Source organism: Candidatus Magnetobacterium casense (assembly GCF_019173545.1).
Taxonomy (GTDB): Bacteria; Nitrospirota; Thermodesulfovibrionia; order Thermodesulfovibrionales; family Magnetobacteriaceae; genus Magnetobacterium; species Magnetobacterium cryptolimnobacter.
The window spans coordinates 1-12,289 of sequence record NZ_JABXWD010000074.1 but is presented as its reverse complement, the minus strand read 5'-3'; the positions used below and the strand labels follow the sequence as shown (position 1 = coordinate 12,289).

Here is a 12,289-nt window from a genome sequence, read left to right as displayed (position 1 = left end):
CACTAAATCAGGTGATATTTATAGGCATAGTGGAATTTAACATATTTGATGGCGATGATTATTTAACAAGGCATAAGATATTAAATACGTCAACATACAGGCAGGAGTTAAAGGATTTGGAGTTCAACTTTATAGAGTTGCCCAAGTTTACCAGGACCGAGGATGAGTTGAGGGGCATAACAGACAAGTGGATACATTTTATAAAGAATGCTGTTTCCCTGCATATGGTACCTAAGTGTGCAGACTTTGTGGAGATAAAGAAGGCCTATGAGATAGCGAACAAGATGACGTGGAACGAGAAAGAGCTTGAAATATATGATTACTGGCAGATGAGGTCCAGGGATGAGGTAGGGGTATTCATGGCGGGAGAGCATGAGGGGCTGGCAAAGGGGCTGATAGAGGGAGAGCGTAAAGGGCTGGCAAAGGGGCTGATGGAGGGAGAGCGCAAGGGGTTGATAAAAGGCTTACTTGGGGCAATAGAGGGGATGCTTGAGATCAAGTATGGCTCTGATGGCCTTGCGCTTATGGATAATATCAGGGGTATTGAGGACATAAAAAAGCTGGAGGACTTTAAGGGACGGATAAAGGGGGCTGCCTCCGTGGAGGAGTTGAGGGGTAGGTTGCTGTAAGGCACAAGACGCTCAATCAGGAAAAGTATCAGTGTAGATACAAAAATAGTTGTGTGAGTTTATCTGAACTGGCAAGAGATATTCGACAAATCATCGCTGTTTCTGCTGCAACTGACTAACGGGCTTACGCTGGGCAGCATATATGCCCTGATTGCGGTCGGTTACACGATGGTCTACGGGGTGCTGGGGCTTATAAACTTTGCCCACGGTGAGGTGTACATGCTGGGGGCATTCATCGCCTACCACCTGGTGACTGTCTGCGACGTGTCTTTTTTTGCGGCTTTTGGCATAGCCCTGATTGTGTGCTCTGCCTTTGGGATATTCCTGGAGTACTTTGCCTACAGACCCCTCAGAGATAAACGCCGCCTGGTGGCCCTGATCAGCGCAATCGGGATGAGCATATTCCTGCAGAACCTTGCCCTGATCATATGGGGGGCACAGCAGAAGGGGTTTCCGGCAGAGAAACTCCCGGCGTTTTTCTCTTCGATGGCCCTGACCATCGGCGATATAAACATAAACTACCTGCAGGTGTTTATATTTGCGCTCTGCGTGCTTCTGATGCTGGCACTGAACTACATAATAATGCGCACGCAAACCGGTATGGCCATGCGTGCCATTGCCCAGGACGCAAAGGCAGCCGCATTGATGGGCATCAACCTCAACCGTGTGATATCCTTTACCTTTGCCACGGGGTCTTTTCTTGGGGCCGTTGCGGGTGTGCTTGTGGGTGTGTACTACAACGCCATCTGGCCTACGATGGGCTACATGGCCGGGATAAAGGCCTTTGCCGCGGCAGTCCTGGGCGGCATAGGCAGCGTGCCGGGGGCCATATTGGGCGGGATGATCCTCGGAATTGCCGAGGCCTTTGGCGCCGGTTACATATCGTCGGCATACAGAGATGGTATCGCATATGCCATAATGATACTCGTTATAATCTTTAAGCCTGCCGGACTGCTTGGCAAGACCGAAGGCGACAGCAGGTGAACAGAAAGCTCGTTGTCTTACTGGCTCTATTGTTGCTTCCGTGGATACCGATAGGGGCGTCAATGAACTACGTCTTGCGCATAGCCACCATGTCGATGCTGTACATGGTACTTGCCCTTGGCCTGCGCATAGTGACGGGATTCATAGGTTACCTCGATCTGGGATACGTGGGATTTTACGCCATTGGCGCATATACCTCGGCTCTGTTGAGCGCCCACTACGATATACCGTACTGGATGATTTTACTTCTTGCGGTATCACACGGCGCTCTGTGGGGGATATTGCGGGGTATTCCAACGCTGGGATTGACCGGGGACTACTTTGCCATTGTCACGTTTGGTTTCAGCGAACTCATCGTCCTGATCATACGCAATGAGGTCTGGCTGACACGCGGGCCAATGGGGATTACCGGTGTCAAAGGTCCCTCGTTTCTGTGGCATACGTTGAGCAAGGATTGGGAGTTCTTCTATCTGATACTGTTTATGCTGGTACTGGCCACCGTAGTCATAAGGCGACTTGAGCACTCCCGCACAGGCAGGGCCATGATCGCAATCAGGGAAGACGAAACGGCGGCAGAGGCCTGCGGCATAGACACCCGGAGGTACAAGATGCTTGCCTTTGCGCTAAGTGCGTCATTTGGGGCAGCGGCTGGTTCGTTCTATGCCCACTGGATGCACATCGTCCACCCGGATATGTTTCACTTCTGGGAGTCGATATTGGTCCTCTGCATTGTGATAGTTGGTGGTATGGGGTCGGTTTCGGGTGTAGTCGTGGGCGCCCTGGTGCTGATACCTGTGACGGATATCCTGCGGGTAGCACTCCTTGCGTTAGCCAGGTGGAGTGCACAGGCAGGGGTAACGTTCATCAGCCAGGACATCGTAAATGCCCGCTATCTGGTCTTCGGCGTAATACTCATCCTGATGATGCGATTCAGGTCTCAGGGCCTCAAAAGCTGAACGAAACTGCTTGCAGGCCCTTCCTGCTCAGGCGTTAGCTCATAGAATCTTGACATGTTTTTACATGAAAATGTATGCCGTCCTTACTTTTTTTCTCATGATTCGTATATACTTAATACCGTGCTTGTACTTAATGGATATTAATGGCAGTAACGGTATGGTTTAACGAGGGTTTTTCCAGCCTCTACAATGTCATCATGGACATCCGTGATGCCGATGCGGAGGGGGCGTTTAAGGTCTTATGCACGCACAGAAACCCCGGATTTCTTGGCCTTGCAGCGACGGACATCTCCGCCGTTGAACCGGCAGGCATCACCGGAGCCGCCTACGTTGACTACTGCCTGCAAACTTGCAGGAGGTACGAGGTGGGGGTGTTTATGCCTACACGTGGGGCGGCTGAGGTTGCCGACAGATATGAGGAGTTTGCCGCCATCGGCGCCAGGGTTGTGGTCTGCGGCCAGAGCGAAACCCTACGCATGATCAACAACAAGGCAATGTTGTACGCCCACCTTGCCCCGGGCATCGTAAACATCCCGGAGTATCGCCTCTGCTGCACGTATGAAGACTTTGACTCGGCAGTAGCGCACCTCAAGCCACGACACGGTGGATTGTGCCTCAAGCCCTCCGTCTCCATACACGGCATAGGATTCAAGGTGCTCAGGGATGACATGTCGGAGGTTGATTACATCCTCTCAGGCGATGGCTCAAAGGTGGGCATTGCTCAAATGCGCAGGGCGCTTAAGGACAGCCCCGGCTTTAAGGAACTCCTTGTGATGCAGTACCTTGAGGGAGCAGAGAGGAGCGTTGACTGTCTTGCCGATAACGGGTCATTGATACGCCTCGTCATAAGACTCAAATCGAGGGACCTCGGCTACATACAGTGGATCGAAGACAACCCCGAAATAGAGGACACCGTAAGAAGATTGACCAGGGCGCTGGGGTTAAACGGCATATACAACGTCCAATTCAAGGACGGTGGCAACACCTCCTATCTCCTTGAAGTAAATACCCGCATGAGCGGGGGGATAATCTACTCAACCCTGTCGGGGCTGAATATCCCGTACTGGGCGCTCCGCCTCTTTGGGGGACTGTGCAGCGCCTCAGACATACCCCATCCACGCACCGGCCTCAAGATAGCAAAGATTCCAGCCGCAGTCGTAATCAGGCGAAAGAAAGAAGGGGAGCGGCTCTGCCCTCCCCTCAGACCCCTCCCGCAAGGGGACCAGTCCCCTTGACCCCATTAATCGAATCTAACTCAGCTTTACAACTCTATCCTGAACTCCACGCCGCCGTCAATATTTATGGCGCTTATGGTGCCGTTGAACTCTCTCTCAAGCAGCATCCTTGCCAGGTACAATCCCAATCCGCTGCCGGCGGCTACCGACTTTGTGCTGAAGTATGGCTCATATAGCTTGCTTATCGCCTTATCGCTGATCAGGCCGCCATTGTTGGACACTGTTATCACTGTCTTGTTGTCTTTTGTTGTCACATGGAGCTTTATATACGGGTTGTTTGGTTTGTCTGTGAGTAATGCGTCAATGCCGTTACACAAAAGCTCAAGGATCAACACGTTGGAAAACCGTCTCTTATTCCCTTCTATCGTAACGTCCGTTTCGTACTCTTTTATCAGGTTTATGCCATTGCAATTAATGGTGTCCTTAACAATAAAAACAGCGTCGTCAATTGCATCTGCTATGTTGAAGACTTCTTTGTTGTCTGTAGACCTAAAGTGTTGTCTGAATTCATCTATCGTACGAGACATTGATTTGACAAGTTTCATGATATCAGCAACGCAATTGTTTAGCGTTTGTATGTCCAACTGCCCATCCATATGTAGCTCAGGCAGCTCCTGTGCATACAGACCTATGGCACTTAGTGGTTGTCTCCAGTGGTGGGCAATGTTGGCCAAAATTTCGTTCATAGCCGAAAGTCTGGCTATGGCAAGCATGTCTGCGATGTGTGTCTTTCTGTCATTGAGCCGTATTGTCACGTGTAACAAGCGCCTCAGCAGGGTTAGCAAGTTAATCGGTTTGGCAATGAATTTATCAACCCCAAGGTTAATCAACTCATACATGCAACTATGATCCTCATACGCCGTCGTTATCATTACCACCTGCTCAGGGTTGATTGCCTTGATCTTACCGGTCAGTTCAATGCCGTCAATGCCTGGCATCCTGATATCGCTTATGACTATATCGTAACACCTGCTCGTATACATATCCAATGCCTTGGTACCATTTTCGGCCGTATCTACCACATAGAAAAACTTTCTCAGTATGTTGGAGATATCTTCTCTTATACCTTCGTTGTCCTCAGCATATAGCACTGCCATATCCTTTGCGTACTTCTGCAGTTCATCCTTAATTGCATATTCATCCATACCTGCACCTCTTACCTCCGTGTTGCACTTTTTAATCTGTCCGTTTTGGAAGCTCAACGATAAAAGTCACTCCACCTTCAATGTTTTTGGCATACAGTTTACCATGACAGTGCTCCTCTATGATCATATTGGCCATGTAAAGCCCAAGCCCTGTGCCGTTTAACTCTCCCTTTGTGGTGTAATAGGGCAAAAACATGTTATCCATTACCTCAGGAGATATACCACCTGCGTTGTCTTTAATCTCCGTAACTACCCGGGCGTCTCTGTCATATATGTCTATCGATACCTTTGGACTGGCCACACTTCTTCCCTCAAATGCATCCCTTGCGTTTTCAAGGATGCTTAGAAACACCTGAACAAGCTCACTGACATGCGTCTCTATACGGGTATCCGATTGACATCTCAGGTCTACCTCAATGCCATTGATTTTATACTGTTCCCCTATGATGTTAAGGGCTTTTTGCATAATCGACCTGATATCCGACACCTCCTTACCCTTATCCGGCTTGAAGAAACCTATGAAGTCGCTTATTGTCTGTGACAGATGCTGGATCATACTGTCTATCTTTTCAATAGCTGCCTTCAACACGTTTTCCTGCAAAGTGCCAAACATAGTCTCAATCTTAAGCTTGTTTATAGCTGCGCCTATTACCGAGATTGGTTGTTTCCACTGATGGGCTATTATGCTTAACATCTCACCCATATGCGCCTTTCTCTGGTTTAAAAGAAACATTTTATCTCTATGTTTCTTTTCTGTGATATCATTGTGAAAAGCAAACAGCATTATCTCACCATCCGACTCTATGCAGCTTACGCTTACCTCTACATCAACCCTTCTGTTATCCTTGTGTCGCAATACCGTCTCAAACTTATTGTGTCCGGTATGGATTATTTGTTGTATACGTGCAACGATCTCAGTGTGCGTCTGCCCTATGTCTATCTCCATAACGTTCATAGTGTATAGTTCATCAATTGAATAACCCAGCAAGTCGGAAAAGGCACGATTAACCTCTATTATCTTTCCTGTCTGATCAACTAGCATGAATCCGTCCATTGAGACGTCAAGGATCATCTTGTTGCGTTTCAACTCTTTCTCTCTCGCCCGTTCATCCTGCATTATATCCAATGCAAACGATATGTCCAGTGCAACCTCTTCCAATAGTTTAATATCATTGTCAGAGAAGAAGTTCTTTTGATCAACGCCCAATGAAAGCGTGCCGATAGCAACTCCACGTTTTCTTACAGGAAACGATCCCAATGAAAGGTATCCTCTATGTAATGCCTCATCCCTGCAAACGGCTACTGCATGGTCTGTTGCCATGTCGTTACATATAAAAATCGTATCACTCCTTATGGCCCTAACGATTGGACATGTCCCGTCAGGTCTGTTTACTATGCAGTTCACTATATCGTCCAGCGCTCTCTCATCTATCCCCGCAAATGCAGCAGGTTCTACTGACAGATTGTCCAAACTGCTTAATCCAATCCAGGCCATTTTAAAGCCCCCGGACTCTATACAGATGCGACATATTTCCTTAAACAATTCCGTTTCATCTTTTATCCGCACGATTGCCTGGTTTACCTGACTTAAGACCGCATATAGCCGATTTGCACGGACAAGCTTCTCTTCCATTTCCTTGCGCACCGTGATGTCCTCTATCATTGCCAGGCCATACAACATTTGTCCCTTGTTGTCTCTGATTGTGCTGATTGTTGAGCTGCCCCATAAAACCTTGCCGGTTTTTGTTATGTAACGTTTATCTATACGGAATAATTGAATTTCATTGTTAAGCAGTCTGGTTATCATCTTCATACTTTTATCAAAATCGTCTGGATGCGTTATCCCTTCAATTGTTATGTCTCCTGTTTCATAAGTGGTATATTGCAGCATCTCACAAAACTTATTGTTAACGTCCAGGAATCTGTGTTCTTTACTCCACAAGGCTATTCCAATCTGGCTATTATCAAACACCTTCCGAAAGCGTTCCTCAGTTTCATGCTGTTTCTTTATGTAGCCGGCTTTTCGCTTCTGCCATGCCAAACCGATCACCGTACCTGACAGTGTCAATAGCAAGCTGACGATTATTGACATGTTTTTTGCGATTGTTGCAATAGGCGTATAAATTTCATCCTGATCCACCTTGGAGACAATAAACCACGGCGTATCCGTCACAGGCATAATCGCTGCCAACACATGATGTCCCCTGTAATCGATACCTTCCACCATACCACGCTGCCCCCTTGCTGCCATCGCAGCAGGCAGGTTTTTATCACTTACAGGCAAGCGAAAAACCATGGCCGTACCCTTTCTGTGACGAAGCTCGTTTAAAAACACCACGTCGCTGCCCTCACGACGGACCAATAAGGTCTCTGCCGTGTCGCTAATTACAGGCCAGCCCTGAATCAACGGAAACAGTCCGGCATAAGGGTCTATATCCATTACAAGAGCGCCTGCCACATCACCTGCTATCTCTCCTGTAAATTTATCTCTTCTGAATATAGGAACAACAACAGTCACCATTGGGGTATTGTGCAGATTGAGGTAAATGTCGGAGATGACTATTTTTTTTGAGGTCATTGCACTTTTGAAGGTCGATTCGATAACTGCCTCTATCGGGCGGACTGCCTTTGAATTGCCTGCTTCCGTAGACAAAACAACGGAGCCATCTATATCCGTAAGCATGATCCCGGCAAGAGTTAGAACATCTTTCAAGGATAAAAATTGCGCATATAATATAGCCTTCTCTGTTTCTGACGCTCTGTCATTGAGATACCTTTCCGTATGTACGGCAATAAAGGGGTTTGTATAGACACCGGTGGCATCTCTGAGACGTTCACTTTTCCATGTCACTATCTGTTCAACCTTGGTTTTTGTTATTATTAATAATTGGTTCCCAATATTTTTCTTGCTTCGTTGTTTTTGCATTTCAAACGAAAAGTACCCCACCAGGAGTATACAAATCCCCAGGATAACAAACATCCATACCGCATTCCATCCTGAGACGCCTGTAACTTTGTTTGCTGTAACCGATTCCCGTTCCATGATATCCTCCTTATATCTTTATATTAACATTATTTTGTTTATTTTTATGCGATTTTTATTTTTTCTTGACATGTATCGAATTGCGTTGCCCAGGCTGTTGACAAAGATGCCAGGTAGCAGGTATTATTAACGTGATGATTAAAGAAGAAAAGTGTGACGACTGTCGTCTGTACAACGCCGTCAAGCGGGTGGCCATGAAACCCGATGCGGTGAAACAGACCGTTGACGGATACAGGCAGTACTATGATGGGTGCTGCAAGAGTAGTGATGGCCTCAAGGGACAGATACTCGTAGCAGACAAGATCGTGAAGAAGTATTCCAACCTTGCTGCCCTGATTGGCAGTGTGACGGCTATACCCAGCATTATCCCCGGGATTGGTACGGTGACGGCCATTGCCGCCGGTATGGCCGTGGACGTGGTTACTGCGATGAAGTACCAGGTGGACATGTGTCTGTGTCTGTGTGAGGCCTTTGGTTACGACACCTCGGCAGAGCAATCACGCCAACTGGCCTTTCTCCTGGCCGCAGCCGGTACGCTTGAAAAGGCCGGCTTGACGCTACAGTCCAATTGCGACAATCTCAGCACCATACGACTGATAAAGAGTAATCTCAAGGGCGCTGCCATACAGTTGACCGGTGCAAACATCGGTATCAAGGTTGCCAGTGACGCAGGTGTCTCCATGATACAGCATTACCTGCAAGGGGCGGCCTTACATATCTTAAAGGACCTGTTTAGCCGTATAGGCGTCAACTTCACCCGAAAGGCCGTAGAGAAGTCCTTGCCCTATGGGGTGGGTGTTATCCTCGGTGGCACGCTCAATTATGCCCTGACCAAGTACGTCGGTGTCACCGCCAAAAACTGGTTTGTCATCGAGCAGGCAAACCAACAGCAACAATCCGCCGCACTGACCCTCTGCGCAGTAACACAGACCGGATGATAAAAAACTCTTCCTGCAAATATTTCTGTGATTAGATAGTAACATGCTGTCAACAAGGCAAGAAGGGGTCAAGGGGACTGGTCCCCTTGCAGGAGGGGTCTGAGGGGAGCCAGGTGCGACCTGGAGCGCCAAGAAGCGGAGCCGCTCCCCTTTTTTCTTATAGGTGAACGATTACATCACAGTTACAGCAAGGTTGATTGTGGTGCTCCATTAGAATATCTTTCTCCTGGCTGGAATTCTTGATGGCGCTCTCCGTGGCGCCTTTGGCCTTGTTGTCTTGTGCATGATGCGTTCAACCTCCCTGGTGCTCAGACCTATTCTGTTTGGGCGTACCACATTTTGCTTGTACAGGAGCATGGAGCCGATACGAAGCCTCAAGATTGTTCCATATGTGTGCCGAAACCCCGGTTATTTTCTCAAATATTATTGCAATTTCCGGAGTAACACGTTGTCTGCCATGAATTATCTGATTGATAATTTGCGGGGAAATCTGACATCTCTTTGCAAACTCTGCTTGATTCATGCTCATAGCTTCAAGTCTCTCCTGCAGGATGTCTCCAGGACTAACGGCATAATCCGGCTCATATCTCATTAAGCTTACACTCATCAGTGATAATACTCCACATCAACTATCTCTATTGACTTAATTTGCTCAAGGTCTATCCCCCATCGTCCTTTTTAGGGATTGGATCATGATATGGTGCAAAGACAATCCTCGTTTTAGCTGTTTTTTCGTATCTTCTTTATATTTCATGGTAGCACAAAAAAGAAAGGGGCGGCTCCGCCCCCCTTCAGAACCCCCTGCAAGGGGACCAGTCCCCTTGACCCCTTCCTGCGAAACCTTTTACCATTTTTTTTTAAGAGGATACGTTTTTTCCTTCCTGAAAAATATCTCCATAGGCAATAGTTTTTCTCTTGATAATTTAGAATCTCTTTCTCCTGGCTGGTATTCTTGATGGCGCTCTCCGTGGCGCCTTTGGCCTTGTTGTCTTGTGCATTATGCGTTCAACCTCCCTGGTGCTCAGACCAATCCTGTTTGGGCCTGCCACCTTTTGCTTGTCCAGGAGCATGGAGACCGCCTTACACGCTATCTGCGTACAGTCCATGTCCTCAGACAAACGCTGGATGATCTCAACGGACTCATCGCAGATGTGTCTTTGAGTTAGGTTGTCTACTAGAGTGTTTTGATGCCGTCTCTTGGCCTGTGTGATGGTTGGCACTTCCTCGTAGATGATCGGGGCGCCGGAGAATTCCATGATGCGCGTTAGCTCCTTGAACTCCAGCGGTGTGACCAGGGTGATGGCAATGCCCTTTTTTCCAGCCCTGCCCGTGCGCCCGATGCGGTGGACATAGCTGCCCGGATCAAATGGGATGTGGTAGTTAAATACGTGAGAGACGTCGGTGATATCCAACCCCCTGGCTGCCACGTCGGTGGCTATCAGCATATCGATGCGCCCACGCTTGAAGTTATCCATGGTGGTGTTTCGCTGGAACTGCTCCATGTCCCCATGCAGCGCCTTTGCAGAGTAGCCGCGCGATATCATCGTCGTAGAAAGGAGGTCGGTCTCCTTCTTGGTGCGACAGAAGATCAGGGCCTTTGGCGGGGCCTCCGTGTCTATGAGCCTGACAAGGGCCTCCTCACGCTCACGCTCATCTATCACGTAGTATCGCTGTTCGATATCGGCGTTGGTTGCCAGGTCCTTGGGTGTGACGTCAATCGTGACCGGGTCATTGAGGATCGAGCGTGCCAATCTCGCAATAACGGGTGGAACGGTCGCCGAAAACAACAACGTCTGACGCCTTTTGGGAAGGTACTCAAAGATGGCCTCTATGTCCTCGATAAAGCCCATATCCAGCATCTCATCGGCCTCGTCAAGGACAACGATGCTGGGATTGAATCCCTTGAGGCGCTTGCTCCTGAGATGGTCTAGGAGCCTTCCCGGGGTGGCCGTGACCACCTGAGCCCCACGGTTGATCAAATCCACCTGCCGACTGATGGACTGTCCCCCGTATACCGCCACCGTCTGGATGGAGGCAAAGCGTCCCAACCGATACAACTCGTCGCTGACCTGGGAGGCAAGCTCACGCGTGGGGATTATCACCAGTATCTCCACCTCTCCGGTGTAGTTGACCATCTGCATTGCCGGTAATCCAAAGGCTGCCGTCTTGCCGGTGCCCGTCTGTGCCTGCGCAATGACGTCGCGTCCCTGCAGGATCACCGGTATCGCCTTTTCCTGGATCGGGGATGGTACCTTGTAACCAGCCTCTATGACCCCCTTGAGGATGTTCTTGCTAAAACCAAATACCTCAAACTCGTTTTTTATTTCTTGTTCCATTTGTTCCATATCCATTTATGTGCCTTCTATTCTTTGATTTGCCCGATTATGCCCCAAAACCTTATGGTCCAGGCATAGGCGGCATTGGTATTGGGGGTGTGCCGGGAGGTGTGTTCATACCCGGAGGTGCCCCGTGTGGTGGATTGCCCTTTTGTGGTACCGGTGGTGATGCAGGTGATATACCTGTACGGGGCTTCTTCTTGCTGTGGTCTACGACCATGTATCTTAAGGTCTTTTCACCACTGACGAACTCAACGTATTCAGGTGTTATAGTCTGTAACGTGTAGCCGCTGATTGTATCTCCCTGGTGGAGTCTCCTTTGTCTTGTCCCCCTGCCCTGCGTGCTGTAGGGATTTTTCTTGTCCTCAACATAGACTGTTGTGGCGTTAGGATACATCAGTATCCCATACACTGTGAACTCAGGCGGGGGTGCTTGGGTCTCGGGCGGTGTCTTAACGGGTAAGACAAGTTTTCTGTCCTGGTGAAACAGGTTCTTGTCTGTGATAAGCATATAACTGCCCCTGTCCTGTAACTGTTGCCCCTCCTGTATTGCTACCTCCTCATGTTGCAGAGGCTCAACCTTCTTCATGGCAACCCTCACCGGGCGCTTTTCCTTATAAAGCCCCTGTTCGTACATCCCAGCCATCACAAGCAATACGATAAGGCCAACATTGAGCAGGTTGAAATGCCTCAATACTCTCATAACTTATATCATAGCACTTCTGTAAAGATTAGCGCAACATGCAGCGATTCAGAGTATAAAATTATCAGGGAAACACGGAAATTTTTTGTACAAACCTCTGCTGTGCATCTTTATCCTTGCCTTTAACGGCTACTACTCTGATCCAACGAGCATTTTTCACTTCTTTTTGCCCGAAACGACCTTGACCTTGAGTAACTACTTCCTTATAAACTGCCTCCGGTATATATATTTCTTTGAAAAACAACCGCAGAAGATCAAATTCAGCAATAGAGGCTAAACTGATCAAAGGAGAAGAATTGGAAACAGTTACCATTTTCATC

Annotated in this window: 10 protein-coding genes and 1 pseudogene; 5 read left to right on the top strand and 6 right to left on the bottom strand. The window is 48.4% G+C overall.

Going from position 1 to position 12,289, the window contains the following annotated elements:
* From HWQ67_RS05935 to HWQ67_RS05920, 4 genes are all read left to right on the top strand, one after another.
* On the top strand, positions 1-629 hold a 629-nt coding region (locus tag HWQ67_RS05935; RefSeq protein ID WP_218251737.1), incomplete at its 5' end, for a PD-(D/E)XK nuclease family transposase.
* 96 nt (positions 630-725) lie between these two features.
* Complete coding sequence (locus HWQ67_RS05930; RefSeq protein WP_218251738.1) at positions 726-1,613, top strand: branched-chain amino acid ABC transporter permease; 888 nt, start codon at positions 726-728, stop codon at positions 1,611-1,613.
* Entirely contained in the window at positions 1,610-2,569 is a 960-nt protein-coding gene (locus HWQ67_RS05925) for a branched-chain amino acid ABC transporter permease (RefSeq protein ID WP_218251736.1), read from the top strand. Before HWQ67_RS05930 ends, HWQ67_RS05925 begins: the two co-directional genes overlap by 4 nt.
* A 143-nt stretch (positions 2,570-2,712) precedes the next feature.
* Entirely contained in the window at positions 2,713-3,804 is a 1,092-nt protein-coding gene (locus HWQ67_RS05920) for an ATP-grasp domain-containing protein (RefSeq protein ID WP_218251734.1), read from the top strand.
* A 26-nt stretch (positions 3,805-3,830) separates the two neighbouring features.
* Here HWQ67_RS05920 and HWQ67_RS05915 read toward each other — a convergent pair whose 3' ends face one another.
* Together HWQ67_RS05915 and HWQ67_RS05910 are read right to left on the bottom strand one after the other, a co-directional pair.
* Entirely contained in the window at positions 3,831-4,949 is a 1,119-nt protein-coding gene (locus HWQ67_RS05915; RefSeq protein WP_218251733.1) for an ATP-binding response regulator, read from the bottom strand.
* 31 nt (positions 4,950-4,980) lie between these two features.
* Entirely contained in the window at positions 4,981-7,992 is a 3,012-nt protein-coding gene (locus tag HWQ67_RS05910) for a PAS domain S-box protein (protein WP_218251732.1), read from the bottom strand.
* 134 nt (positions 7,993-8,126) lie between these two features.
* Here HWQ67_RS05910 and HWQ67_RS05905 point away from each other — a divergent pair, with 134 nt between their 5' ends.
* Positions 8,127-8,930 (top strand): EcsC family protein, encoded by an 804-nt coding sequence (locus tag HWQ67_RS05905; protein WP_218251730.1) that lies wholly within the window; start codon positions 8,127-8,129, stop codon positions 8,928-8,930.
* A gap of 292 nt (positions 8,931-9,222) precedes the next feature.
* Here the strand turns inward: HWQ67_RS05905 and HWQ67_RS05900 are convergent, their stop codons facing one another.
* From HWQ67_RS05900 to HWQ67_RS05885, 4 genes and pseudogenes are all read right to left on the bottom strand, one after another.
* Entirely contained in the window at positions 9,223-9,537 is a 315-nt protein-coding gene (locus tag HWQ67_RS05900) for a HigA family addiction module antitoxin (RefSeq protein ID WP_218251729.1), read from the bottom strand.
* A gap of 316 nt (positions 9,538-9,853) precedes the next feature.
* Positions 9,854-11,266 (bottom strand): DEAD/DEAH box helicase, encoded by a 1,413-nt coding sequence (locus HWQ67_RS05895; protein ID WP_218251727.1) that lies wholly within the window; start codon positions 11,264-11,266, stop codon positions 9,854-9,856.
* Positions 11,267-11,327: 61 nt separating this feature from the next.
* Entirely contained in the window at positions 11,328-11,969 is a 642-nt protein-coding gene (locus HWQ67_RS05890; protein ID WP_218251726.1) for a hypothetical protein, read from the bottom strand.
* Positions 11,970-12,033: 64 nt separating this feature from the next.
* Positions 12,034-12,289: pseudogene (locus tag HWQ67_RS05885) on the bottom strand (hypothetical protein); the annotation flags it as partial.

What these genes read in the sequence shown, in the direction of transcription:
- HWQ67_RS05920 (WP_218251734.1), top strand. Translation starts at nt 2,713, where the DNA reads ATGGCAGTAACGGTATGGTTTAACGAGGGTTTTTCCAGCCTCTACAAT.
- HWQ67_RS05915 (WP_218251733.1), bottom strand. Translation starts at nt 4,949, where the DNA reads ATGGATGAATATGCAATTAAGGATGAACTGCAGAAGTACGCAAAGGAT.
- HWQ67_RS05910 (WP_218251732.1), bottom strand. Translation starts at nt 7,992, where the DNA reads ATGGAACGGGAATCGGTTACAGCAAACAAAGTTACAGGCGTCTCAGGA.
- HWQ67_RS05905 (WP_218251730.1), top strand. Translation starts at nt 8,127, where the DNA reads ATGATTAAAGAAGAAAAGTGTGACGACTGTCGTCTGTACAACGCCGTC.
- HWQ67_RS05900 (WP_218251729.1), bottom strand. Translation starts at nt 9,537, where the DNA reads ATGAGTGTAAGCTTAATGAGATATGAGCCGGATTATGCCGTTAGTCCT.
- HWQ67_RS05895 (WP_218251727.1), bottom strand. Translation starts at nt 11,266, where the DNA reads ATGGAACAAGAAATAAAAAACGAGTTTGAGGTATTTGGTTTTAGCAAG.
- HWQ67_RS05890 (WP_218251726.1), bottom strand. Translation starts at nt 11,969, where the DNA reads ATGAGAGTATTGAGGCATTTCAACCTGCTCAATGTTGGCCTTATCGTA.